This is a genomic window from Dyadobacter sp. 3J3 (assembly GCF_009801115.1).
Classification (GTDB): Bacteria; Bacteroidota; Bacteroidia; order Cytophagales; family Spirosomataceae; genus Dyadobacter.
This window is the reverse complement of record NZ_VTOL01000004.1, coordinates 87,083-111,845: the sequence shown is the minus strand read 5'-3', so window position 1 is coordinate 111,845 and position 24,763 is coordinate 87,083. Positions and strand designations below refer to the sequence as shown.

Annotated in this window: 22 protein-coding genes; 7 read left to right on the top strand and 15 right to left on the bottom strand. The window is 40.1% G+C overall.

What is annotated here, in order from left to right; translation table 11 throughout:
- Window positions 1-27: 27 nt before the first annotated feature.
- From FZF08_RS10005 to FZF08_RS09985, 5 genes are all read right to left on the bottom strand, one after another.
- Window positions 28-1,131 carry a pyridoxal phosphate-dependent aminotransferase family protein gene (locus FZF08_RS10005; protein WP_159468506.1) on the bottom strand — a complete coding sequence of 368 codons (1,104 nt, stop codon included), beginning with the start codon at window positions 1,129-1,131 and terminating at the stop codon, window positions 28-30.
- Entirely contained in the window at window positions 1,128-2,138 is a 1,011-nt protein-coding gene (locus tag FZF08_RS10000; RefSeq protein ID WP_159468505.1) for a dipeptide epimerase, read from the bottom strand. Before FZF08_RS10000 ends, FZF08_RS10005 begins: the two co-directional genes overlap by 4 nt.
- A gap of 32 nt (window positions 2,139-2,170) precedes the next feature.
- The gene (locus FZF08_RS09995; protein ID WP_159468504.1) at window positions 2,171-3,046 is read right to left on the bottom strand and encodes an NAD kinase; all 876 of its coding nucleotides are present in this window, start codon (window positions 3,044-3,046) and stop codon (window positions 2,171-2,173) included.
- A 79-nt stretch (window positions 3,047-3,125) separates the two neighbouring features.
- Window positions 3,126-3,797: a CBS domain-containing protein gene (locus FZF08_RS09990; RefSeq protein ID WP_159468503.1), complete on the bottom strand. Its 672-nt coding sequence runs from the start codon at window positions 3,795-3,797 to the stop codon at window positions 3,126-3,128.
- A gap of 114 nt (window positions 3,798-3,911) precedes the next feature.
- A complete protein-coding gene (locus FZF08_RS09985; protein WP_159468502.1) occupies window positions 3,912-4,685 on the bottom strand; it encodes an alpha/beta fold hydrolase in 774 nt (257 codons plus the stop codon).
- A gap of 465 nt (window positions 4,686-5,150) precedes the next feature.
- On the opposite strand from FZF08_RS09985, the gene FZF08_RS09980 reads away from it, so the two are divergent.
- Window positions 5,151-5,936 (top strand): SDR family oxidoreductase, encoded by a 786-nt coding sequence (locus tag FZF08_RS09980; protein ID WP_159468501.1) that lies wholly within the window; start codon window positions 5,151-5,153, stop codon window positions 5,934-5,936.
- A gap of 30 nt (window positions 5,937-5,966) precedes the next feature.
- Window positions 5,967-6,869, top strand: a complete 903-nt coding sequence (locus tag FZF08_RS09975) for an alpha/beta hydrolase (protein ID WP_159468500.1) — start codon at window positions 5,967-5,969, stop codon at window positions 6,867-6,869.
- On the opposite strand, the gene FZF08_RS09970 is transcribed toward FZF08_RS09975, so the two are convergent.
- The 8 genes from FZF08_RS09970 to FZF08_RS09935 all read right to left on the bottom strand — a co-directional run bounded on the left by FZF08_RS09970 (window position 6,859) and on the right by FZF08_RS09935 (window position 16,986).
- Complete coding sequence (locus FZF08_RS09970) at window positions 6,859-8,070, bottom strand: polysaccharide biosynthesis protein (protein WP_159468499.1); 1,212 nt, start codon at window positions 8,068-8,070, stop codon at window positions 6,859-6,861. The two genes, FZF08_RS09975 and FZF08_RS09970, sit on opposite strands and share 11 nt — an antisense overlap.
- Before the next feature lie 153 nt (window positions 8,071-8,223).
- Window positions 8,224-9,621 (bottom strand): NADH-quinone oxidoreductase subunit N, encoded by a 1,398-nt coding sequence (locus tag FZF08_RS09965; RefSeq protein ID WP_159468498.1) that lies wholly within the window; start codon window positions 9,619-9,621, stop codon window positions 8,224-8,226.
- 92 nt (window positions 9,622-9,713) lie between these two features.
- Window positions 9,714-11,162: a NuoM family protein gene (locus FZF08_RS09960; protein WP_159468497.1), complete on the bottom strand. Its 1,449-nt coding sequence runs from the start codon at window positions 11,160-11,162 to the stop codon at window positions 9,714-9,716.
- A gap of 71 nt (window positions 11,163-11,233) precedes the next feature.
- A complete protein-coding gene (gene nuoL / locus FZF08_RS09955; protein ID WP_159468496.1) occupies window positions 11,234-13,150 on the bottom strand; it encodes an NADH-quinone oxidoreductase subunit L in 1,917 nt (638 codons plus the stop codon).
- 31 nt (window positions 13,151-13,181) lie between these two features.
- Window positions 13,182-13,520, bottom strand: coding sequence for an NADH-quinone oxidoreductase subunit NuoK (gene nuoK / locus FZF08_RS09950; RefSeq protein WP_137338024.1), 339 nt, complete (start codon window positions 13,518-13,520; stop codon window positions 13,182-13,184).
- A gap of 148 nt (window positions 13,521-13,668) precedes the next feature.
- Window positions 13,669-14,478, bottom strand: a complete 810-nt coding sequence (locus FZF08_RS09945) for a 3'-5' exonuclease (RefSeq protein ID WP_159468495.1) — start codon at window positions 14,476-14,478, stop codon at window positions 13,669-13,671.
- A gap of 117 nt (window positions 14,479-14,595) precedes the next feature.
- Window positions 14,596-16,095, bottom strand: a complete 1,500-nt coding sequence (glpK, locus tag FZF08_RS09940; RefSeq protein WP_159468494.1) for a glycerol kinase GlpK — start codon at window positions 16,093-16,095, stop codon at window positions 14,596-14,598.
- A 447-nt stretch (window positions 16,096-16,542) separates the two neighbouring features.
- Complete coding sequence (locus FZF08_RS09935; protein WP_229216484.1) at window positions 16,543-16,986, bottom strand: nuclear transport factor 2 family protein; 444 nt, start codon at window positions 16,984-16,986, stop codon at window positions 16,543-16,545.
- 123 nt (window positions 16,987-17,109) lie between these two features.
- Here FZF08_RS09935 and FZF08_RS09930 point away from each other — a divergent pair, with 123 nt between their 5' ends.
- Window positions 17,110-17,469 (top strand): helix-turn-helix domain-containing protein, encoded by a 360-nt coding sequence (locus FZF08_RS09930; protein ID WP_159468492.1) that lies wholly within the window; start codon window positions 17,110-17,112, stop codon window positions 17,467-17,469.
- Between the two features lie 81 nt (window positions 17,470-17,550).
- Window positions 17,551-19,869 (top strand): penicillin-binding protein 1C, encoded by a 2,319-nt coding sequence (gene pbpC / locus FZF08_RS09925; protein ID WP_159468491.1) that lies wholly within the window; start codon window positions 17,551-17,553, stop codon window positions 19,867-19,869.
- 142 nt (window positions 19,870-20,011) lie between these two features.
- Here pbpC and cysS read toward each other — a convergent pair whose 3' ends face one another.
- A complete protein-coding gene (gene cysS, locus FZF08_RS09920) occupies window positions 20,012-21,511 on the bottom strand; it encodes a cysteine--tRNA ligase (RefSeq protein ID WP_159468490.1) in 1,500 nt (499 codons plus the stop codon).
- A 49-nt stretch (window positions 21,512-21,560) separates the two neighbouring features.
- Window positions 21,561-21,989 carry a DUF5618 family protein gene (locus tag FZF08_RS09915; protein ID WP_159468489.1) on the bottom strand — a complete coding sequence of 143 codons (429 nt, stop codon included), beginning with the start codon at window positions 21,987-21,989 and terminating at the stop codon, window positions 21,561-21,563.
- Between the two features lie 185 nt (window positions 21,990-22,174).
- Here FZF08_RS09915 and FZF08_RS09910 point away from each other — a divergent pair, with 185 nt between their 5' ends.
- The 3 genes from FZF08_RS09910 (at window position 22,175) to FZF08_RS09900 (ending at window position 24,761) form a co-directional block, all read left to right on the top strand.
- Window positions 22,175-23,092 carry a PfkB family carbohydrate kinase gene (locus FZF08_RS09910; RefSeq protein WP_159468488.1) on the top strand — a complete coding sequence of 306 codons (918 nt, stop codon included), beginning with the start codon at window positions 22,175-22,177 and terminating at the stop codon, window positions 23,090-23,092.
- Between the two features lie 202 nt (window positions 23,093-23,294).
- Window positions 23,295-24,104 (top strand): glycerophosphodiester phosphodiesterase family protein, encoded by an 810-nt coding sequence (locus FZF08_RS09905; RefSeq protein ID WP_159468487.1) that lies wholly within the window; start codon window positions 23,295-23,297, stop codon window positions 24,102-24,104.
- A gap of 270 nt (window positions 24,105-24,374) precedes the next feature.
- The gene (locus FZF08_RS09900; protein WP_159468988.1) at window positions 24,375-24,761 is read left to right on the top strand and encodes a RidA family protein; all 387 of its coding nucleotides are present in this window, start codon (window positions 24,375-24,377) and stop codon (window positions 24,759-24,761) included.
- Window positions 24,762-24,763 lie beyond the last annotated feature (2 nt).

The following is a 24,763-nucleotide window of genomic DNA, read 5'->3' as shown; positions in this document are numbered from 1 at the left end:
GAAGCATTAACTAAAAAGAAGAAATAATTAAAATTTCATACAGACCTCGGCCAATCGGTCGAGGTCTTCTTTTTGATGTATCGCGCTGATTACGATTCTTGTAACAGGAGGATCTGTTGGCTGCGGATAGGAAAAACAAGAAGCCATAATTGCATTCTCTTCCAGAAAATCAAAAAGTTTACTGTTTAAGCTACAAAAAACCGGATAGTCAGGCGTACTGACAAAAAAATTTGTTTCACTTAGTTTTCTGGAAATATAATTGACGTTGTCAAGGAGTTGCTGATGAACGATCGGATAACTATCTGATTCCAAAAGTTTTTTGAAAGCAAACATATAGGCCGGTGGAGATGGAGATGCTCCTGCAAAAAATGGACTTCTTCGTATAGAATCAATGATCGTATGATTTCCAAGAATCACGCCACCCGGAATTCCCAACGCTTTATTTAAGGAAGAAGAAAGGATTAATTTTACTTGCTGGATGGAAGACAATTCTCTAAAAATTCCTCCCCCATTTTCACCTAAAACACCAAATCCATGGGAATCGTCTACCACAAGATATATTTCCCGGTAAAATGGAAGCGACTTAAAAATCGAAAAATCAAAACTTTCAACAAATGGAGAACCGACTGAATCCGAACAAATGATATGAACAGAATCCGGATTGCTTTCCTGAATTGTTGCGATACTGTCTTTTGCCCAATCCTCCCAACTAGAATTTGTAGAAATATATTCAGCACCCCATAATGCAGGATGAACCCTGGGCGCGTAGTGATAATGGATATTTGAAATGTGGGAATTTTTATTTTGCAGATCCGAAGTAATAATCTGTGGTAATTCTTTCATGAGCAACTGCCCGGCCCACATGCCTGACGACGTTGTTAACGCCGCAGGTGCACCGGAAAACTTTGCAAGTGCAGTTTCAGCTTCCTCATAAATTCCCAGCCTTAGACTGTTATTTCTGGAACTGCCAAAATGAGTCCCGTAAATTGAAATCCCTTCTTCGAGATACGACAGAAATCCAGCGTGATGACCCATTCCCAGATAATCCGTTCCGCTGAAATAGAGATATTCTTTTCCGTTATTCAGCAAAACCTTTCGGTTTGGAAGATGGCTGGTTGGATAAATGTTCATTTCAACAAAACGCCGGTTCCCTTTTCAGCCGCGTAAATTACTTTACCAAAATCAAAAGTAACACCTGCTGCAGGATCATTTTTGATCAATAAAGAACCATCCATATCAACATAATCCAATAGCGGAAGCAAATGGCCAATTGCAGAAATCCCGACGCTGGATTCTGTCATACAGCCAACCATTGTGGACATATTCAGATCTTTTGCTTCCTTGATCATTCGTCGGGCAGAAGTTAATCCACCGCATTTGGTAAGCTTGATATTTACACCATGAAAAAGTCCATAACATTTTAATACATCACTTTCCAGAATACAGCTTTCGTCGGCAATCACAGGTAATTCACTGCCCGCAAAAACCTTTTTCATGCCTTCAATATCATCTGCGGGCAAAGGTTGTTCAATAAATTCAACACCCAGTTTTTTTAATTCTCCCGAAAATTTAATTGTTTGTTCCGCCGACCAGGCACAGTTCGCATCCACGCGGAAAGCGGCCGTTGTATGCTTACGTAATTCCCTGACGATACGAAGATCATCGTCAGTACCTAATTTTATTTTATAAATCGGCCAGGGAAGTTCCTGCATTTTTGATACCATTTTTTCAACGGTATCGATCCCAATCGTAAAATTTGTCAACGGATTACGATCAATCGACAAACCCCAGGTTTCGTATAATTTCTGACCTTTTTTCTTGGCAAATAAATCATGAGCTGCTTCATCCAGCGCACATTGAGCAAAAGAATTATCTTTCAGGTATGGATTTACTTTCGCCCACAATTCCTCAGGTGAATTCAGATTATCTTCCTCAATCATTGAACGGATACTTTCCAGAGAATTAATCATTTTCTCAATCGTCGCACCGTAATAAGGATTGGATGTTGCCTCACCAAAACCGCTAAAATCCCCCTCTTTCAGCTCAACGATCAACGTCTGCTGCATATCACGGGAATCGTGTGCGATGGTAAAAGTATGTTTTAATTCGAGATCAAAGGAGTGAAATATAAGCTGCATATTTTCTTAGATTGAAGTCAAAAAGAAACCGGTTAATTTCGCATATCAAGTCCCCAGGACAGTTTACTGCGTAGCGTGTCCAAAAAGCTGTCGTCACGCATTTTTATAAGTCGTGCCGTAAAATCCGCCTTGCTAACAGTTAACTCAGTCACCTCATCCACAACCCTGGAACGTGAATCCATCGAAACAAGAAAATTATTACTGCGGCTTTTCACTTCCAGTCTGATCACCGAAGAATCTTCAACAACTAAAGGGCGCACATTTAAATTATGGGGACTTACCGGTGTGATAATAAAGTTCTGGGAATGCGGAACAAGAACCGGACCGCCGCAACTTAGAGAGTAACCTGTTGAACCTGTTGGCGTGGAAATAATCAGTCCATCCGCCCAGTAAGAATTCAGGAATTCATCGTTCAGATAAGTGTGCACCGTAATCATAGAAGCCGTATCGGTTTTTGTGATTGTAAAATCATTCAAACCAAAATTTCTCCCTTCAAACAAATCAATATTGGAATCAACTTTTACGAGCGTTCTTTCATCAATTTTATATTGATTATTTTCCAGTGCCTCAATCATATCTGAAATCCGTTCCGGAGAAACCGTCGCCAAAAAGCCCAAACGGCCCACATTAATACCAATAACAGGGATCCGTCTTTTGCCAACATGAGAAATAGTTTCCAGCAAAGTTCCATCTCCACCCATGCTCACAACCATTCTGGCATTGCAAAGCTCGTCCGGGTTTCCATAAACCATATTTGAAAAATGCTGAATGCCTTGTTTATCCAAAAAGGACCGAAACGGCTCGGAAAGCTGAACATCGATTTTCCGACGAGCAAGCTCATTGAACATAGATTCTATAAACGGGCGGGCAGACTCATTAAAGTTGCGTCCGTGAATTGCTATTTTCATGCAAAGAAAAATATGTGATCCTTTTAGTCCGCAAGATACGGGACAAAATGCCGATTGGCAATGTACTATTCCGAGAATATTATGTTGCTAAATAGCGAAGTAACATATCCAGACGTTCCTGGTCCACACTTTCGATCGGATCGTTGGCGTGTGCTTCTTCGATATCATATCCAAATCGCTCCAAAGTGGCAATAATAGGTGTGATGTTGGTACGATTCAACTTCAATGTAAGCAAAGATGCATCTGCCGGATGAAGTGATTCACTGGAAGAATAATAGCTGCTTAAAACTTTGGTACCGTTTGATTCAATCAGCCGACTTATTTCAGATAAAGAATAATCTCTTTCCGCTATTTTTAAAACAAGCACTGCGCCTTTTTCCTGAATCCCCAGCTCACTTACAAAACGTTCGACCAGATCTCGTACCAGAATGGTACCTGTAATGTTTTTAATTTCATTAACAACCGGAATGATATCCAGAGAAAACTGCGTAACGAGTCTTAACAATTCATAAGGGTGATTGTCCTCAGTAGCGAAAACATCTTCATGCTGAATAATAATTCTGGAAAGCGGCTGCGTAGTATCCGTTATATCAAAAAGAATATCTTCCGATACAATTCCTTTGTAAAAACCAGAATCGGCCACGACAAGCTGCCGGGTACGAAACTCATCCATCCAGTCCAATGCCGTACCTACCGTATCGGTAAGTTTCAGTATCGGTATCATGGGATTTATTAACGTGGCAGCTAGCATAACGGAAAGAGTGTTTTTATCGAATCTATGAAAAAATCAAATACCTGTCAACTTTCGTGAAAAAGAATATTCTGTAAAATAAAAAAGAGCCATTAAAGGCTCTTAAAAAAATGACTATTCCACCGGAACTGATGCATGTTTTTCTAAAAAGCTTTCTACTATAACGTTAAATTTGTCAGGATGTTCCATCATCGGCGCATGACAGCACTTATCTATAAAATGCAATTCCGATCCTGCGATCAAACGGTTGAATTCATAACCCACGTGAGGCGGCGTAATGGTATCATTTAAGCCCCAGACAAGTAACGTCGGCACTTTAATTTTATGCAGATCTTTTGCCAGATTATGACGCTGAGCGGATTTAGCAATTCCGACAATACTCATACATTTCGGAATACTTGATGTCGTTTCAAAAACTTCATCGATCAAATCTTTCGTAGCAACTTCCGGATCGTAAAAGGTGTAAGCAACGCGTTCACGTATATAATCATAGCTTCCTCTTTTTGGAAAAGAGCCGCCCATTGAATTTTCAAAAAGTCCTGAACTGCCTGTTAGCACCAGACGTGTAACGTTTTCCTGGTTTTTAAGCGTATACAATAACCCGATATGTCCTCCCAATGAATTTCCCAGAACAGTAACATTTGTCAGATTTTTAAATATGACAAACTCTTCCAAAAAAGCTAAAAGAGCATCCAGACCAGCTTCACGCGGAGGAAGTTCGTAAATAGGCAGCAAAGGAATAATGACACGGAAGCGATCTGAAAAACATTCAATGATCCCATCCCAATTACTCAAAGCACCGAACAGGCCATGCAACAGCAATAATGTTTCGCCCTTTCCTTCGTCGATAAATTGAAACTTGCCTTCTGCATGTACCGTATATTTCATTCTATTATCAAGGGTTATTTTGTATTCACAATTTCTTTCAAAACGAAAGAGTTCAATTATTTCTCTTAATAATATCTCAAAAAAACAACTGTTCTTTTTCTATGTTACACAAAACTAGTTCTTTTTTTTAGATTGTCCGAGGCTAAAAGACAATTAATATCATTTTATTTTCTTGTAAATATTATATTAATTAATCGTTATTAATACAATTTACATAGAAAGGTGCAATTTGGCAGAATAGTTCCCTAAGGCCTCACCTTATTAAATTGATATCAAATTTTGTGGGTAAATTTTACTTCAAATTGCCTTAATTTGTTTGTGACTAACTGAGTAAAAAAATTTATTTCTTTGAATGAGGCTGGTATCAGAAGCAATAGAAACCCATTTATAGTAATCTCGCGTATTGTTAAATGTAATAATAAGTAATTTATATCAAAATTAGAAAAACCTTAGAACCGTTAAAACATGGATTTAGAGCTTCGAGATAAAGTAATTATTGTAACCGGCGGTGCAAAAGGAATAGGGAAAGGAATTGCAGATGTGCTGGCATGGGAAGGTGCAATTCCTGTTATTATTGGCAGAAATGAAGAAGATAACCTGCGTGCCGTTGCTGAGATAGAACAGGAAGGAGGACGCGCTTTTCAGGTTACAGCAGAATTGTCCAGACCGGAAGAATGTGAGAGAGCCGTAAAACTAATTGAAGAGACTTTTGGAAGAATTGAAGGAGTCGTAAATAATGCCGGCGTTAATGATGGCGTGGGACTGGAAAATGGCAGTTATGAAAAATTTATGCAAAGTCTGCATAGTAACTTAGTTCATTACTATCTGATTGTTCATCACGCATTGCCTGCCCTGAAAAAATCAAGGGGTTCAATTTTAAATATTGGATCAAAAACGGCAGAAACCGGCCAGGGAGGAACTTCTGCTTATGCTGCCGCAAATGGCGGGCGCAGTGCTTTGACGCGTGAGTGGGCAGTTGAATTGTTACCATATGGAATCCGTGTCAACGCCATTATCGTAGCAGAATGTTATACACCGCTTTATGAAAAATGGATTCAGACTTTACCAAATCCAGTTGAAAAGCTAGCTTCCATTGAAAGTAAAATTCCGTTGGAAAAAAGAATGACGACTGCCGAAGAAATTGCAAACATGACTGCATTTTTGCTTTCTCCGCGTTCAAGCCATACTACGGGCCAGTTGATTCATGTGGATGGTGGTTATGTACATTTGGATCGTGCGATTACGGATTAAATCTTTTCAACTGAATATCGATTCAAAAAAATGAAAAAATACCTGTGTTCCTTCTTGTTTCTATTGTTGACTGGAATTCCATTTTCCGGTTTTGCGCAAAAAGAAATTCCTCTGTATCCGGGAACAATTCCGAATGCAAAGGAAGTGACCAACGAAGAAACGAATACTAAAGGTGTGGTCAGAAATGTTTCAAAACCTACCCTTTCCATATTTCTTCCGCCTATTGGGCAAAGTAATGGAGCCGCAGTCATTATTTGTCCGGGCGGAGGATATGGGGTTTTGGTTATTGACCGGGAAGGTTATGAAGTGGCTCAGGCATTCAACCGACTTGGAATTGCCGCTTTCGTTTTAAAATACCGGCTTCCAAGCGATAAAATCATGAAGGATAAAGGTATCGGACCTTTGCAGGATGCGCAGCAAGCGATTAAAACCGTTCGCGAACGGGCAAAAGAATGGGATGTGGATACGAGTAAAATCGGTATTATGGGATTTTCGGCCGGTGGACATTTAGCTGCAACAGCCGGAACTCATTTTGATAAACCGCTTATCGAAAACAAAGAGAAAACAAGTATACGCCCGAATTTTATGGTTTTGGTTTATCCTGTAATCAGTTTTCTGGAAGCTCCAAGTCATAAAGGCTCACGCAGTAATTTGATTGGACCGACTCCGACGGAAGATCAGATAAAATATTTCTCGAATGAATTACAGGTTAACCAATCCACGCCGCCAGCGTTTATTACCCACGCCGGAGATGATACAGTAGTACCTGTTTCAAATAGTATTATGTTTTATGAAGCTTTGAACAAATTTAAAAGCCCATCTGATCTTCATATTTATTCCAAAGGGGAACACGGATTTTTAAAAGCTCCGCCTTTTGACGAGTGGTTTACGCGCTGTATCAACTGGATGAAAACGAATCAGTTTATTCCATAATATCCTTTTCAACTTTCGCAGCCCGGAGTATATCAAGTTTTTCAAATGCTGAATTATGACTGATGTATTCCGGGATTGCATCTTTTAGGATCAGTATCATTTCATTGTCCTCACCTGAATCCAGCGCTTTTTCCAGTTTTATCAAAACATTGTCAACTTCAAATCCATCCAAAGCTGCTAATTGAGCGATCCTTAATTTTGGATGATGTGCCGGATTATCCGTTTCATCATTTCTCAATCTTTCCTCTACAAGTTTTTCGCCAGCCCTCAAACCGATGTAAATAATTTTGATATCAACATCAGGTTGAAGACCGGACAACCGGATCATTTTTTCTGCCAGTGCCTTCAATAGAACCAACTCTCCCATGTCCAGTATAAATATTTCATTTGCGTGACCTGTCGCTCCTGCTTCAAGCACCAACTGGCATGCTTCGTTCATGGTAATAAAATAGCGCATTACTCCGGCATGCGTAATTTCAACGGGTCCGCCTTTGGCAATTTGTTTCTTAAAGACAGGAACTACGGATCCTTTTGTTCCCAGAACATTCCCGAATCTTGTTACTATGAATTGCGTCGTATTATTTGTCTTGTTGAGATTCTGCAAAATTATTTCAGCAAATCGTTTAGTCACGCCCATTACATTCGAGGGATTGACTGCTTTATCTGTTGAGATTAAAATAAATTTTTCTACCCAATATTCAACAGCCAGATCGGCCAGCACTTTTGTTCCAAAAATATTTGTTTTGATTGCCTCGTAAGCATTCTTTTCCAGGAGAGGTACATGTTTGTTAGCCGCGGCATGAAAAATGATTTGAGGTTGATTTTTTTGAAATAAAGGTTTCATTCGCCTGTAATCTGAAACGTCGCCAATGACAGAAATTATCTCGATTCCTGATATCCGCATTTCCTTTATTTCTTCATTCAGTTCATATATCGCAGATTCACATTTATCAACTAAAATGAGTCTTTTAGGTTTAAATAAAATAATCTGTTTTACTAGATTTCTCCCGATTGATCCGGCCGCTCCGGTAATCAGAACCCTCTTATTTTTTATAAATTCACTGATATTTTTAGTATCGAGGTTAACAGGTTCCCGATCCAAAAGTTCTTCCGGTTCGAAATGGATAAGATTCTGGTGATAATGTGATTTTCTAAAATCTTCATTAAACTGAGGGACTTCAAGCGAAGAGGAATCTGTCATAGTAACAATAATTAAGCGTGTAATTATGGACTAATGAAGATTTTCAGGAACGTTGTGGACTTTGTTTTATTCTTACGGGGTTTTGGATAAAAAGTAACAAAAAAAGAGCTGCACCGAAGTACAACTCTTTTTCAATATCAGTAATTTGTATTTTTAGAAAATCCCTTCCAGTAGTCCGGGAGCCAAACCAAAAAGTATAGTCAGAAAAGTAGCAAGGATCAGAACGATTTTATAAAATGGAGCAACGCGTATTTCGGCGATATCCCCTTCTTTCAAATACGATGCAATAATTACGCGGAAGTAATAATAAATACCAACAACCGACATTAAAACCGCTATCGCAGGCACCCAGATAATCCCTCTGTCGGCTGCACTGCTGAATACAAAGAATTTTCCCCAGAAACCTGCTGTCAACGGAATTCCGGCCAGAGATAACATGGCTACCGTCATCACAAATGCTAGTAAAGGATTTTTCTGAGCCAAGCCGTTAAATGCGTCATAGCGCTCATCCGGTTGACCTTCAATTGTTTTTTCTTTTGATACTAACATCAATACACCAAAAGCAGCGATTGTAGAAAGTGAATATGCCAGAGAATAAAAAACAATGGCATTTTGAGTCGGTTTGGAAAGTGCCGTTAAGGCAATCAGCAAATATCCCGCGTGGGAAATCCCTGAATACGCCATCATACGTTTGAAACTGTTCTGTGTTGTTGCTCCGATATTACCAACTACTAAGGTCAGGATAGCTATGATTGCTATTACCAGCCACCAGAAACTATATACTCCTGTAAATGAATGTGACAATAATCTGTAAAGTGCTGCAAAACCGGCTGTTTTTACAATCGTTGACATAAACGTTGTAAAGAGTGTTGGTGCACCTTCGTAAACATCCGGTGTCCAGAAGTGGAAAGGTGCAGCAGAAACTTTGAACAACATACCAATAAGAAGCAATAATAATCCCGCATACAAAATGTAAGAAGGAGCAGCTTGTTGCGTAGTAGAAACAAAAGCCTGAATTTCATTTAATTTGAATGAACCAGTTGCTCCGTAAAGCAGAGTCATACCAAAAAGCATGATACCGGTTGCAAAGGCACCCATCAAAAAGTATTTCAGTGCAGCTTCATTGGATCGCAGATTACGTTTGTTGCTACCTGTAAGCACGTACATCGCAACGGAAAGAATTTCGACACCAAGGAAAAGCATGATCAGGTGTTCAAACCCAACCATCATGATAGCACCTACCAAAGAGAAAAGCATTAAAGCATAATACTCAGCCGGTTCTGCTTCTGCATTGTCCTGAAAACCTCCCGAAATTGCCACGATCATAAAAGCAGACGCCAGTATGATGCCGTTAAAAGCTAATGTCAGGTTATCAACCCGGAACATATCGTAAAAATATAGCAACGGCCCTTTGTTCCATTCAAAGAAATTACCTGCCAAAGCAATGGCAAGGAAAAGCAGAACAGCTGGCAATAAGATATTCTTCGATTTCGAGAACCCTAAGAAGAGTGTTACGATTCCAAGAACTGACAACAAAACAATGGGATACATAATTATTTATTATCGTTTGTCATTAATAGAGAGCTTTCGGCAGTCAGCTTTCGGCTTTCGGACTATATTAATTATTTTTCGTTTTCAGAAACCTATTTAACCACCAGTTTTAAAAGCTGGTTAACGGCTGGTTCAGAAATTGTCAAAAACGTATTCGGATAAATTCCAATCCAGAAAACCATAATGATCAATGGCAACAACACCGCTTTTTCACTGAATGTCAGATCCTGGAAACCTTCAACCCATTTGGATTTTGGTCCGAACATTGACATCTGGAATAAACGAAGCATATATACCGAACCAAGAATGATTGTCAAACCTGCAATAGCGCCCAACCAGCCATTGAAGGCAAAAACACTGGAAAGCAAAAGGAACTCTCCAACAAATCCATTCGTCAAAGGCAAGGCAACACTTCCTAAAAGAATGATCATAAAGTACACACTCAACTGAGGCGCAACTTGTGTAATACCACCTAATTGATCCAGACTACGTGTTTTAGTACGGGAAAGGATTATATCAATCACAAAAAACAAACCTACTACGTTGATACCATGCGCAAGCATTTGAACCATTGCGCCCTGCAAACCATTTGTTGAAGCGGCAAAAACACCCGCGGCCATCAAACCAACGTGAGCGAAGGAAGAATAAGCAATCAGGCGTTTCATATCACGCTGCTGAATGGCGATGATCGAACCGTAAATAATACCGATTACTGATAGAATCATAGCAAGCATTCCGTAATGCTGCAACCCAAGCGGAACGATCGGAAGTAATAAACGGATCAAACCATATACCCCCATTTTAAGCATAATACCGGAAAGTAACATGGTTGCCGGTGTTGGCGCTTCTGTGTAAGTATCTGGCTGCCAGGTATGGAAAGGAAATAATGGCATTTTGATCGCAAAAGCGACAAAGAAAGCCCAGAATATGAATCCTTGTGATTTGGCGGATAATTGTAATTTATAAAAAGCGGTTATTTCAGAAGTATGCGTTCCGGGCGTTTGATAGTACAAATAGATCAATGCAACCAGCATGAACAAACTACCGAACATGGTGTAAATAAAGAACTTGAAAGTTACTTTCAAACGATTTTCTCCACCCCAAACAGCTGCCAGGAAATAAACCGGAATAAGTGCTGCTTCGAAGAAAAGGTAAAATAAGAAAGCATCCGTTGCTGTGAAAACGCCAACAAGTGCCGCTGACATAAAAAGTATCAGCGAGTAAAAAGCTGCACTGTTTTTGTAGGTATGTTCAAATGTTGAAAGAATAATAAGCGGCGTTAAAAAGGCAGTTAATAATACAAGTACCAAACTGATCCCGTCCAGACCGGCAGCAAAGGAAATGCCCGCGGAGGCAAGCCAATGATATTTAAAACCAAACTGAACACCCGCTGACGGATCAAATTGAGACCAGACAAAAAGAGCAAGTCCTAACTCCGCAAGAGCGCCGACTAAGGCTACCTGTTTCGCCAGATTAGCTCCAACCAAGAGGGTAATAACGCCGGCCACAATGGGCAAAAGTATTAAAAGAAGAGTAAGCATATTTTCAAGTCAACGGTCAGCACTAAATGGTGAACGGTATAAATATTTAATATGTCAGTTTCAACAAATGCCTATAACAACAGCTTCCAGAACAGAATCACTACGATTCCCAAAACCATAGCAAACACATAATCTCCTGTTGAACCCGTTTGTGTTTTGCGTAACCAACCTCCCACAAAAGCGACAAGCCTTGCCGTACCATTTACAAAGAGATCAATAAAGAATTCACCAAAACTATATAGTAAGTTGGAAAGTGATTTTGTTGATTTTACAAAAACTGTGTTGTAAAGTTCATCAACATAATATTTGTTGTAAATCAAATTCTGAACAGCTGATTTTTCTTCCGAATCCGGAGCGGGCACATTTTCTTTTTGAACATACATCACGTATGCTATAATCAGAGAAATTAAAGCAACGCCAACAGAAACAGCCATTAAAATATATTCTTCTGAATGCGACAAAGTCGTTGGAAGGAAAGCTTCGGGATTAACCTGATGAGAACCTGCATACAACGGCTCCATAAATTCTGCCAGGTGATGCGTTCCATGCAAAGCTTCCGGAACTCCGATAAATCCACCCAAAGCAGAAAGAACTGCCAGAATAACCAAAGGAATTGTCATCGATGCAGGCGATTCATGCAAATGATGCTCCTGATCATGTGTGCCGCGGAATTTCCCAAAGAACGTAAGGAAAAGCAAACGGAACATATAAAAGGAAGTCATTAATGAACCGAGTACACCAACTACCCAAAGTAATTTATTGTGTTCAAATACATGAGCCAGAATCTCATCTTTTGAGAAGAAACCAGCAAATGGAGGAATACCGGAAATCGCAATGGTTGCAATTAAAAATGTCAGGAACGTGATTGGAAGTTTTTTACGCAAACCACCCATTGAACGAATATCCTGTTCATCGGACATGGCGTGGATCACACTACCAGCGCCAAGGAATAATAATGCTTTGAAGAATGCGTGGGTAATAACATGGAACATTGAAGCTGAATAAGCCATCGCGCCTAAACCCATGAACATATATCCTAATTGACTAACCGTAGAGTATGCCAGTACTTTTTTGATATCGTTTTGTAAAAGTCCGATCGATGCGGCAAAAAGCGCTGTGGCACCACCTATAATGCCAACAAGTTCAAGCGTTGAAGGCGCAAGCGAATAGAGGACGTTTGAACGGATCACCATATAAATCCCGGCGGTAACCATGGTCGCTGCGTGGATAAGTGCCGAAACTGGCGTTGGACCCGCCATCGCATCTGGTAACCAGGTATATAAAGGAATTTGTGCCGATTTTCCCATGGCTCCGATAAAGAGAAACAAGGTAATGGCAATGATTACCGGATCTCCGATTGAAAAACCGGTTGCTTTACTAAATACTTCAAGATATTCTACCGAACCGAAAGTTGCGATGATTGTGAAAATTCCTAAAAGGAATCCCAAATCCCCTACACGGTTCATGATGAACGCCTTACGGGCCGCGTTGTTGTAGTTTGTATTTTTATTCCAAAACCCGATCAGCAGATAAGAACAAAGTCCTACACCTTCCCAACCGATGAACATAATCACATAATTGGAGCCCAGAACGAGCAGCAACATGAAGAAAAGGAAGAGATTCAGATAAGCAAAAAACTTACCGAAACCTTCATCGTGTTTCATGTAACCGATTGAATAAATGTGGATTAAAGATCCTACACCGGTAATGATCATCAGCATCAATAACGAAAGCTGATCGATCTGGAAAGAAAATGGAATGTTAAGATCGCCAACCGTAATCCAGTTGAAAAGAGGCAAAACAAACGGAGTACTTCCTGCTGCCACAAATGCATTAAACGCATTCAGAGAAAGAGCAAAACTACCGATAACAGCTAATGACCCGATTATTCCAACGGCACCTTTTGGTATTGTACGGAATCCAAGACCATTAATCAGAAAACCCAACAGAGGTAATAATGGAATCAGAATTAGTAATGAAGCAGACATATTCTATATTTTGTATATTAACCAATAAGGCTTACCATTTCAATTTATTAAGGAAACCGATGTCCGTATTTCGCGTATTCCGGTAAATCATAACGATGATCGCCAAACCAACGGCCACCTCGGCAGCGGCTACGGCCATAATAAAAAACACGAAAACCTGTCCGGAAGGATCCGACCGGTACGATGAAAAAGCAATCAATAAAATGTTGGCAGCATTTAACATCAGCTCAACAGACATGAAAATGATGATCGCATTCCGGCGTGTAAGTACGCCTATGATGCCAATCACAAAAAGCAATGTGCTGAGGATGAGATAATATTGAAGCGGGACATTCTGAATAACCTCTGGTATATTCGGGTTCGGGATCATAGCAGATTTACCTAAATGGGTATTCGTTTAAAATAGTCAATGATTTAAAATTTCCAGGATCAAGTATTCTCTCTCTTCATCACTGAAACTTATCGGGCAAAAATAGACATAAATACCGCTTACTCAAATGTTAAGCGTACCTATTATATTATCTCTGTGTTAAAGCGCGTAATTTTATTTCTGTCAGCTTTCTTTTTGTATCCAGTGGAAACTCCGCTTTCATAAGCCAATCGTAAAAAGAAGGCTCACTTTTCAAGACATCTGCAACACGTTTTCCATTGTGTTTTCCAAAGTTAAAAACTTCTTCCCCTTTATCGTTATAAACCATTCTCCCGGCAAAATCGATAAGCTTAGAGGCCGTTAATGCGTGCAAAGCAGCTACATCATTTTCTACCGTTCCCAGCTCTTTTCCGTGTGAATCAATTACTTTTTGACCCTCATAACGAGCGATTTGTCCTTGCAAAACTTCAAAAGTCGCTATTGTATCTGCTTCGGCACTGTGCGCATCCGTCAGCGATTTATCACAATAAAATTTATAGGCAGCAGAAAGATTTCTCGGCTCCATCATGTGGTAAATCCGCTGAGCATCTACTGTACGGCGGTTTTTAATATCAAATTCAACACCAACCCGTAAAAACTCTTCAACGAGCATTGGAATATCAAAACGATTACTGTTAAATCCAGCCAGATCACAGCCTTCGAGAAACGTTGCAAGGTTTTTTGCAAACATTTTGAAGGTAGGTGCATCCTTCACATCTTCATCATAAATGCCATGTATCAGACTGCTTTCCAACGGAATAGGCATTTCCGGGTTAACCCGTCTGGTACGAATTTCCGTTTCCCCATTAGGCAGAGCCTTCACCACCGAAATTTCTACGATCCGATCCCGGGCAATGTTGACACCGGTAGTTTCAAGATCAAAAAAAGCAAGCGGCTTTTTAAGATGGAGGGTATGCATAAGGCAACTTTAATTAGGTTTTCGCGGCGCGAAGTTACGCTTTAAAGGAACACAGGCCAAAAAAAGAGTTTAGTTTATACAGATTATAAAATAGTTCATTCGTGCATTAAATTTTTATTAATCCATCCAGGCGTATGACTTTGTAACTGCTTTTTGCCATCCTTTATATAACGCATCTCTTTTTGCCCCATCCATATCCGGGTTCCAGGTATGTGCAATGGCCCAATTACTTTTCAGTTCGTCCGTATTTTTCCAATAACCAACCGCCAGACCTGCCGCATAAGCCGCACCTAGTGCTGTGGTTTCTGCAACAGCGGGAGACACAACCTGCGTATTGAGCATATCAGCCTGGAACTTCATCAACAATTCATTTAAAACCATCCCACCATCAACACGCAGCGAAGATAATTTAATACCGGAATCCTGCTCCATCGCATTGACAACATCCAGCGTTTGATAAGCCGTTGCCTCCAAAACGGCTCTAGCAATATGCCCTTTGGTAACGTAACGGGTCAAACCTGCTATTACGCCACGTGCATCATTTCGCCAGTAAGGCGCATATAATCCTGAAAATGCAGGAACAAAATAAGCTCCTCCGTTATCTTCAACTGTTTTTGCCAGACTTTCAATATCGCTGCTTTTTTCAATCAGTCCCAAATTATCCCGAACCCATTGAACCAAAGCACCGGTAACGGCCACACTTCCTTCCAAAGCGTATTGAACTGGCTGGTCTCCAAATTTATAAGCGATGGTAGTCAATAAACCGTTATCTGACATTTTCAATTCTGTCCCGGTATTCATTACCAAAAAACAACCTGTTCCGTAAGTATTTTTAGCCATACCAGGTTCAAAGCAAGTTTGTCCCACAAGCGCCGCATGTTGGTCCCCCAGAATACCGGCTACAGGAACTCCCGGCAAAACTTCATTACTTACAGTTCCATAAACCTCGCTGCTGCTTTTTATTTCGGGTAACATAATCGCAGGAATATTGTAAGCATCCAGCATGTCCTGATCCCATTGCAAAGTCCGAAGATTCATCAATTGCGTCCGGCTGGCGTTGGTAACATCTGTTACATGGATTCCCCCATGACCTCCGCCTGTAAGATTCCAGATTAAAAAAGTATCAATATTTCCAAAAATGGCTTCGCCCTTTTCCGCGTCTGCACGCAGGCCTTCGACATTTTCTAAAAGCCATTTTAATTTTAAGCCGCTGAAATAAGTTGAAACGGGTAAACCTGTTTTATCACGAAACTGATTTAATCCACCTTCTTTTTCATATTTAGCCACCAATTCTGTTGTTCTGGTATCCTGCCAAACCAGTGCATTATAATAAGGTTTCCCAGTCCGGCGATTCCAGACAACCGTTGTTTCTCTTTGATTTGTAATACCAATGGCAGCTATATCAGCAGCTGTGGCTGAGGCCTTTATGCGGGAAATTGCGATAACTTCCAGCGTATTTTTCCATATCTCCTCCGGATTATGTTCCACCCAGCCTGGCTGCGGATAAATTTGTTCGTGTTCCTTTTGCCCGACGGAAACAATTTTTCCCTGATGATTAAATAGTATGCAACGTGTACTCGTTGTTCCCTGGTCAATAGCCGCAATATATTTTGACATAATGGTATTATGATTGTCTTTATTTGTAATATGTCAGTAAATAAAGAAATTTTGGCGGGATGGGCAAATGTTGACAGATGTGCATTGAACAAATATGTTTATTTGAAAAATACGTAAATCCCTACATTGTACCTTCGGTACATTTTGTTGGTAGCAAGCAGAGAAAAAATTATCACAAAGCGTTCCTATCGGAACGCCTCGTATACAGAGGGTTTGCATTTCTACCTACGAATTATGCCGATGGCATAAAGGCATTTAAACCTAAACATCCAGCCATTTGAAAACTGGATTGATTCCTTGAAGATTTTATATATCACTTAATACGTTGGGTGATATTACGTGATCTGAATTTTAATTGCGAAAACTCAGAATCAATATTTATTTAATGCACTGAAATTAAGCACATTAAATAAATATAAGCTCTTAAACAACTCCGTCATTTGATTCTTAGACAGAAGGCGCCGGAACGAAGGCATCCAAAATCCAGCTGGGATTCCAAAATTCGCGATAGTGTGAGATTTGATTTTCCCGTAAAGTAATGCGGCCGATGTATATTTGACGGTACGTTTTACCAGTGGCATTAACCAGGGCATTGCCTTCGAACTCCACAAAAACGATATCAGAATCGGATGTTGCCGTAAATTTGAAGTCAGTAAAGCTCCATTCGGTAGCACTCTTGGTTACATTTGATATGTACGCCGCAATTGCGTCCCTTCCTTCAAGTTTTGTTGAAAAAGGGGCAGGTGCATAAGGATATTCATGCACGGCATCATCGGTATAAAGGTTTGCATAGTCTTCCAGAGCCATGTCGGGATTGGTGAACATGGAGAGGTGCATTAAAAATACGCGCTCAGCGCGGGCAGCGCTATGGTCAGTGATGGTTGTTTTCATAAGATTTGTTAACAGTTAAAATTTTCTTGACGGTTTCTTTATTACAACGGGACAAAAGTAAAAGAGCTATGTTGTAATTTTGTGACGTGTAACATATAGGATACCGGTAACAAAGAGGATATCATGACAAGAAAAAATCAATGTTTAACACCTGTAACGGATCAGGAATGTAAAATAGCAAGGCTCACTCTTCAGGACACGCTGGACGTAGTGGGTGGAAAATGGAAACTGGTGCTGATTGCTATTTTAAGAGGTGGGAAATTAAGGTTTCGCGAACTATCAAGAGAGGCAGGCATATCTCCACGCATATTATCAAGGGAATTGAAAGAAATGGAGATGAATGCTCTGGTTACCCGTACTGTATGCAACACAAGCCCAGTAACAGTTGAGTACGAGCTCACTGAGTACAGCGACACACTTAATGATATGATTATTGCAATGCATGCATGGGGTAAACAACATCGTGAAAAGATTTTGGGATAAGACTGAGGTTCAGTGTATCGCACTTCCCGAGACAACAGGTGTGATTATTGATTTTCAAAAAAATTGTTCTGTATTTAAAATTTGCTTCTACGTAAAACACTTAAACGACCCTTCCTAAAAACAGCAGCCATCACCCTCAGCTGCCTCCTAACCGCATTCCTCCTCCTCGACCTCCTCTTCCCGTTCAAACCAAAAGTCCAATATTCCACCCAAATAACCGCCAGCGACGGAACCGTTTTACACGCGTTTTTGAGCCCGGATGATAAATGGCGGCTTTACACGAACATCTCTGAAATCACGCCACTTTTACAAAAAACACTGATCCATAAGGAAGACCAATATTTCTATTATCATCCGGGAATTAATCCCTTTGCGATGCTTCGGGCAGCCGGGAGAAATATTTTTAGCGGCAAAAGAACATCCGGTGCATCCACAATTACCATGCAGGTTGTCAGATTGTTAGAACCTAAAAAAAGGACATACCTCAATAAACTGACTGAATCTTTCCGCGCTATGCAGCTGGAATTACATTATTCCAAAGATGAAATTCTTCAATTGTATTTGAATCTGGTTCCTTATGGAGGAAACATTGAGGGGATTAAAGCAGCTTCACTTTTATATTTTGGAAAAGCACCTCAATTATTAAGTCTCGCCGAAATTACGGCACTTACCATTGTTCCAAACCGGCCATCAAGCCTGCGTCCGGGAACGAGAAATGAGGCCATGAAAGTCGCAAGAAATCAGTGGTTGACGCGGTTTGGTAAAGAAGATTTATTTGATCAAAATAGTATCCAGGATGCGATCAGTGAACCGCTCATTGTCCGCCGGCTCTCCGCACCAAAACAAGCGCCGCATCTTGCTTTACGTTTGAAAAAAGATTTTCCTGATCAGCCAATTATCAATTCCACGATAAAAATCCAGTCTCAGAAACAAATTGAGGAACAGGTGAAAAATTACGTAAACCGGCATCAAAGCATGAATATTCATAATGCAGCGGTGCTTGTGATTAACAATGAAACGATGGCGGTCGAAGCGTATGTCGGTTCAGCTGATTTTAATAATCCTTTTGACGGTGGACAAGTGGATGGAATTCGGGCGATCCGCTCACCCGGAAGTACGCTAAAACCAATACTTTACGCGACCGCCTTTGACAAAGGAATTATCACACCAAAAACCGTTTTGAATGACGTTCCGACCAATTTTGGTGGTTATGAACCAGAAAATTTTGATCAGCATTTCAATGGCCAGGTTACTACGGAATTTGCATTAGCCAATTCTTTGAACATTCCGGCAGTTAAGATTTTGAAAGAAGTGAGTACACCGGTTTTAATTGATAAATTGAAAAAGGCAGATTTTCAAACAATCAGAAAACAATCCAGCGGTTTAGGATTATCCATGATTTTGGGTGGCTGCGGGGTTACACTGGAAGAACTCACCCGACTTTTTGCAGCTTTTTCCAACGAAGGGGAATTAAAACAATTACGGTATGCCACAGAAAATCCTATTTCCAAAAAAGGCGAACAACTTGTTTCAAAAGAAGCGACATTTCTTTTAAACAACATCTTAACACAAGTCACCCGCCCCGACCTGCCTACCAACTTTGACAATACGTATCACTTACCAAAAATCGCATGGAAAACCGGGACTTCCTATGGAAAGCGGGATGCGTGGAGTATCGGTTATAATCGAAAATATACAATCGGCGTTTGGGTTGGAAATTTTTCCGGTGAAGGCGTTCCCGAGTTGAGTGGTGCGAATACGGCGACACCGTTGTTATTTTCAATTTTCAATGCGCTGGATTATAATGCTACAAATAGCTGGTATCAAATGCCGGAAAATGTGTCGTTACGAAAGATCTGTGCGGTTAGCGGCGATATTCCCAGCGATTTTTGTGATCACCAGATTACGGATTATTATATCATGGGTGTTTCTCCGTATCATAAATGTCAGCATCTACGCTACGTTTTTACAGATATGGCTTCGAAGATTTCTTATTGTACTTATTGTCTCCCTGAAAGTGGTTTTGTAAAAAAGACGTATCCGAACCTGGCCCCGGAACTAATTGCCTATTATGAATCCAAGAAAATTCCTTACCAAAAATTACCCCCGCATAATTCGTTATGCGAACGTGTTTTTCGTGAAGGCGCGCCGTTAATAATCAGCCCGAATGATGGAAGCGAATATTTTATCCAAACCAACGAACCGCAGCAAATTCAGTTAAGTTGTCAGACTGGTATTGATGTGCAGGAGGTTTTTTGGTATGTTAATGATAAGTTGGTTAAGCGTTCACCGCCGCATGAAGCAGTGTTTATTAGTCCGCCGGTCGGGAAGGTTAAGATTTCTTGTAGTGATGATAAGGGGAGGAATTCGGATATTAAGATTCTTGTGAAGAGAATTTGAAGGTTTCACGCAAAGGAGCAAAGATTTAAAAAAAAGACCGCTAAGAGAAAAACTTAGCGGTCTTTGTGTTTAAACCGGCGTCCGCTTTTTTGCTTTGCGTGACACCCTTGAAAACTTAAAGTAATTTAGAACCTATACCTGCCTACTCTTCATAAGCCCAATCCACGCGCAATTTGCTGTCACGGATCGCCAGTCCCTGAAGTTTGAAATAAGTACGGATTTCATCCACTTTCTCGTAATTCTGAACAGCTTTATATTCCCGGTAAAGGTTCAACATCCCATCCAAAACCGCGTGTCCTTCGCTCAACTCCTCTTTTAACCCTAGTACATTTTCGATGAAAACGATAAAGTTTTCCAACAAAGACGTAAAAGTTGCTTCACCCAAAGCGGCAGATTTTACCTGGTTCATGTTCAGCATATTAATGTATTTCAGCATGTTGAACAGATTGGCGATCGCAACAGAAGTATTTAAGTCATCATTCATGGCGTCATAGAAACCCTGAACTGATTTTTCTATATCTTCGATTTTCTTGTCGTCACGCGCAACTTCTTCGTCAGAATATTTCAGCATTTTTGCTAAACGCATGCCATTCGCTAAACGCTTGTAGCCTTTCTGAGCCGCTTTTAACGCGTCATTAGAAAAATCCAGCGTACTGCGATATTGACTTTGCAGCATGAAAAAGCGAACAGTCATGGGACTATAAGCCTGATCCAGTAATTCATGATCTCCTGAAAATAACTGACTAGGCAAAAATGAATTATTCAGCGATTTTGACATTTTCTGGCCATTCACCGTAAGCATATTTGTATGCATCCAATACCGTACTGGCTCAATATTTGTCAAAGCTCTTGCCTGCGCAATTTCACACTCGTGATGAGGGAATTTTAGATCCATCCCACCACCGTGAATGTCAAACTGTTTTCCTAAATACTTGGCACTCATACAAGTACATTCCAAATGCCAGCCTGGAAAACCCATTCCCCAGGGAGAATCCCATTGCATAATATGCTCAGGACTGGCTTTTTTCCAAAGTGCAAAATCAAGCGGATTACGTTTTTCAGACTGACCATCCAGATCACGCGTTTCATTCAAAAGATCTTCGATAATTCTTCCTGAAAGCTTTCCGTATTCATTTCCCGCATCGTTATATTTTGCGATATCGAAATAAACAGAACCATTTGATTCGTAGGCAGCACCTTTTTCAATAAGGGCTGTAACTGCTTCAATCTGTTCAATTAAATGCCCTGTTGCCGTTGGCTCTATACTTGGCGGACGCAAATTGAATTCAGCGGAAACATCGTGAAAATCATTGGTATAGCGCTGAACGATTTCCATGGGCTCCAACTGTTGCAGTTTCGCCATTTTACCGATTTTGTCTTCGCCTTCATCACCGTCACCCACCAAATGGCCGACATCTGTAATATTCCTTACATACCGGACTTTGTAGCCAATATGCGTCAGATAACGATAAAGGATATCAAAAGATAGAAAAGTTCGGATATTTCCAAGGTGAACATTGTTGTAAACCGTTGGCCCACAGACATACATGCCTACATACGGCGCAGCAAGTGGCACAAACAAATCCTTTTTACGGGTAAGCGTATTGAATATTTTAAGGGGCTGGTATGTTTTATCAGTCATGAATATTTTACTTTCTTGTAATCAATTTTAGTAATTGGTCTGTATATCATTAAAAAGCATTTTGCTCTTTTTTTGTCTTTATGGCAAGGTACTTTTCAACCCAGGTTATAATCATTTCAGCTTCTGAAATTCCTAGCTTCGCTAACTCCTGGCTCCTTGTGCCGTAAACTCCCATTGATTTGGTCAGAACTTGTTGGGCAGTGACAAAGTCAGCAAATATTCTTTTATTCAATTTGAACAAATCCTGCTCTATTATAACTTCTTGACCTTTTCTGTCTTCTTTCAACAACTCGACGAGCATCAACAAAAGACCTTTATATGCAGTAAGTCCGGCTTGTTTAACATACATTCTGTTCTGAAATAATCCATCTTCGGGCTTGGCATGATTTATAAGAAGTTCTTTCGCAAGTTCGATTTGCGCTCTTGCTTTGTCAATCGCAATCATCTTTCGCATCGTTTCAATGATAGTAATTTTCATTCTCAGATTTACATCCTAATTAACGTTGCCTGACAAAAATAGCAAATAACTCAGGATTGACCGCCAACTGTTTAGGATTATGCCATCCTTTAAAGATGCTATTCAGCTGTTTTTATTATCTTCGCAGCGTTTTTGTTTTCAAATCAAAAATTGAAACTTACTAAAAATCAATACTATACTACTTTATGAGTTTATTAACAGTTGGCTCTGTGGCCTTTGATGCCCTTGAAACTCCTTTCGGAAAAACCGATAAAATCATTGGCGGCGCGGCAACCTATATCACTTTATCTGCCTCCTATTTTACCAAAAAAAATAATCTGGTAGCGGTTGTCGGCGGTGATTTCCCTCAGGAAATGGTTGACCTTCTTGTAGAACACGGAGTTAATACCGAAGGTTTAAAAACAATCACTGACGGTAAAACTTTCTTTTGGTCAGGAAAATACCATGAGGATATGAACACGCGTGATACGCTTGAAACTCAGTTGAATGTAATGGCTGATTTTGATCCGATCATTCCAGAATCTTATCAGGGCACAGAATACCTGATGTTGGGAAACACAGTTCCTGCTACGCAGAAATCTGTTATTGAGCGTATGGCGAAACGTCCAAAACTGATCATGCTTGATACCATGAATCTTTGGATGAACATCGCCATGGATGATTTGAAAGACGTTATTTCGTTAGTAGATGTTTTGACGATCAATGATGAAGAAGCACGCCAGCTTTCAGGAGAATATTCTTTGCGTAAAGCTGCGACCACAATTATGGCGATGGGACCAAAAACGCTTATCATCAAAAAAGGTGAGCACGGAGCACTTTTATTCCAGGGAGAAAGAATTTTCTTTGCACCGGCTTTGCCATTGGAAGTTGTATTTGATCCAACAGGAGCAGGCGATTGTTTCGCAGGAGGATTTATTGGATATCTTGCCAAAACAGATGATGTTTCTTTCGAAAACATGAAACGCGCTATCATTTACGGTTCTGCGATGGCATCTTTCTGTGTTGAGAAATTTGGTACTGAACGTATCATAAATCTTTCGCAAGAAGAAATTGATGCACGTGTTCAGGAATTTGTGAAATTGTCGAGTTTTGAAATAGTTTAATTAGCTGTTGGCAATTAGCAGTTGGCTTTTAGTGAGGCTCATTAGCTGATTGTTAATCAATATTAAAAGTCTAAGGATTTGGGAGAATAAATCTCAAATTTTTAGACTTTTTTTGTTAATACACCGAAGTGGCCCGTATTGCGAAACATAAAGTACTGAAGGAACGGTTTTCCGTTTTTTCAAACAACAAATCAATTTTACAATGTCCGGGTACAAAACTAAACTTCTTCTGATCCAGATTGTTTTCTGTTTTATTTCAACCTTTTCAATAGCGCAGAATTTACCTGCAAGCAAGAATAAACTCATTGTCATAGCGCATCGCGGAAACCATGTTAATGTTCCCGAAAATACGCTGGCGTCCATTGATGAAGCAATTAAATATGGTGTGGATTATGTTGAAGTAGATTTACGCACAACAAAAGACGGTCATCTTATCATTCACCACGATGGAACGGTTGACCGCGCCACGAATGGAAAAGGTAAAATAAACGAGCATACTATGGCTGAAATCAAGAAGCTTCAGGTATTCAATCACAATAAAAAAATATACAGAATTCCGGAATTCAGGGATGTTTTGAAATTGTGTAAAAACAAGATCAATATTTATCTTGATTTTAAAGATGCAGATGTGGCGCAGACCTGGAAACAGATTCAGGAAGCAGGGATGGAAAAGCAGATTGTGGTGTATATCAATAAAAAAGAACAATATCCGCAATGGAAATCCATGGCTCCACAAATGCCCTTGATGACCAGCATTCCAGACGAAATCAAAAATACCGATCAGCTAATATCTTTTCTTAACGAGATAAAAATTAGTGTAATTGATAATGTTGTTAATCCGGATATGGAGAAAATGATAAAAGAAAAAGGAATTTCGACCTGGCTTGACGTCCAAAGTCCAACAGAAGGTCCGACTTCTTGGAATGAAGCGATAAATAAAGGTGTGCAAGGTTTACAAACTGATCATCCGGAAGCTTTGATTGATTATTTGAATAAAAAGGGTTTGAGATAAATGAATTACGACTTGCTAACGGCTCCTGTGGAGCCTCCTGTTTATAGAAAAAATATATCCAACGCCAGATTCCTAACTCCATAGGAGTTCCCTGAATATTCTAGGAGGCTCCTACGGAGCCAGGATCTGGGCCTTTGAAATTATTGCTATAAACAGGAGACAGCGATGCCGTCATTGCAGGCTCATGCTAACCATAAATGTTCTAATATCGCTTCCATTTAAATTTCAATGGATATATTTACAGCACAAAAATTTAAAAAATTCCTTACCATGCCAAGACAAAATATCCTTACCGGTTCGCCGTGGGAAGATAAGATGGGTTATTGCCGTGCCGTACGTATCGGAAACATTGTAGAAGTTTCAGGAACCGTTGCTATTGTTGACGGAGAAATCGTGAAAGCGGATGATGCTTATGCACAAACCAACAACATCATTGAAAGAATTTCAAAAGTGCTTGAAGAAGCTGGCGTTTCGCTGAAAGATGTGGTTCGCACAAGGATCTTCACAACGGATATTACCAAATTTGACGATATCGCCAAAGCACATGGTGCTTATTTTGGAGAGATAAAACCAACGACCGGAATTTATGAAATCAGCAAATTAGTCTCGCCCGACTATCTTGTAGAAATCGAATTTACTGCTGTTGTGGAGCAATAGAT

Excerpts from the sequence above, each read along its gene's own strand:
- FZF08_RS10005 (WP_159468506.1), bottom strand. The coding sequence starts at position 1,131 with ATGAACATTTATCCAACCAGCCATCTTCCAAACCGAAAGGTTTTGCTG.
- FZF08_RS10000 (WP_159468505.1), bottom strand. The coding sequence starts at position 2,138 with ATGCAGCTTATATTTCACTCCTTTGATCTCGAATTAAAACATACTTTT.
- FZF08_RS09995 (WP_159468504.1), bottom strand. The coding sequence starts at position 3,046 with ATGAAAATAGCAATTCACGGACGCAACTTTAATGAGTCTGCCCGCCCG.
- FZF08_RS09990 (WP_159468503.1), bottom strand. The coding sequence starts at position 3,797 with ATGCTAGCTGCCACGTTAATAAATCCCATGATACCGATACTGAAACTT.
- FZF08_RS09985 (WP_159468502.1), bottom strand. The coding sequence starts at position 4,685 with ATGAAATATACGGTACATGCAGAAGGCAAGTTTCAATTTATCGACGAA.
- FZF08_RS09980 (WP_159468501.1), top strand. The coding sequence starts at position 5,151 with ATGGATTTAGAGCTTCGAGATAAAGTAATTATTGTAACCGGCGGTGCA.
- FZF08_RS09975 (WP_159468500.1), top strand. The coding sequence starts at position 5,967 with ATGAAAAAATACCTGTGTTCCTTCTTGTTTCTATTGTTGACTGGAATT.
- FZF08_RS09970 (WP_159468499.1), bottom strand. The coding sequence starts at position 8,070 with ATGACAGATTCCTCTTCGCTTGAAGTCCCTCAGTTTAATGAAGATTTT.
- FZF08_RS09965 (WP_159468498.1), bottom strand. The coding sequence starts at position 9,621 with ATGTATCCCATTGTTTTGTTGTCAGTTCTTGGAATCGTAACACTCTTC.
- FZF08_RS09960 (WP_159468497.1), bottom strand. The coding sequence starts at position 11,162 with ATGCTTACTCTTCTTTTAATACTTTTGCCCATTGTGGCCGGCGTTATT.
- nuoL (WP_159468496.1), bottom strand. The coding sequence starts at position 13,150 with ATGTCTGCTTCATTACTAATTCTGATTCCATTATTACCTCTGTTGGGT.
- nuoK (WP_137338024.1), bottom strand. The coding sequence starts at position 13,520 with ATGATCCCGAACCCGAATATACCAGAGGTTATTCAGAATGTCCCGCTT.
- FZF08_RS09945 (WP_159468495.1), bottom strand. The coding sequence starts at position 14,478 with ATGCATACCCTCCATCTTAAAAAGCCGCTTGCTTTTTTTGATCTTGAA.
- glpK (WP_159468494.1), bottom strand. The coding sequence starts at position 16,095 with ATGTCAAAATATATTGCGGCTATTGACCAGGGAACAACGAGTACACGT.
- FZF08_RS09935 (WP_229216484.1), bottom strand. The coding sequence starts at position 16,986 with ATGAAAACAACCATCACTGACCATAGCGCTGCCCGCGCTGAGCGCGTA.
- FZF08_RS09930 (WP_159468492.1), top strand. The coding sequence starts at position 17,110 with ATGACAAGAAAAAATCAATGTTTAACACCTGTAACGGATCAGGAATGT.
- cysS (WP_159468490.1), bottom strand. The coding sequence starts at position 21,511 with ATGACTGATAAAACATACCAGCCCCTTAAAATATTCAATACGCTTACC.
- FZF08_RS09915 (WP_159468489.1), bottom strand. The coding sequence starts at position 21,989 with ATGAAAATTACTATCATTGAAACGATGCGAAAGATGATTGCGATTGAC.
- FZF08_RS09910 (WP_159468488.1), top strand. The coding sequence starts at position 22,175 with ATGAGTTTATTAACAGTTGGCTCTGTGGCCTTTGATGCCCTTGAAACT.
- FZF08_RS09905 (WP_159468487.1), top strand. The coding sequence starts at position 23,295 with ATGTCCGGGTACAAAACTAAACTTCTTCTGATCCAGATTGTTTTCTGT.
- FZF08_RS09900 (WP_159468988.1), top strand. The coding sequence starts at position 24,375 with ATGCCAAGACAAAATATCCTTACCGGTTCGCCGTGGGAAGATAAGATG.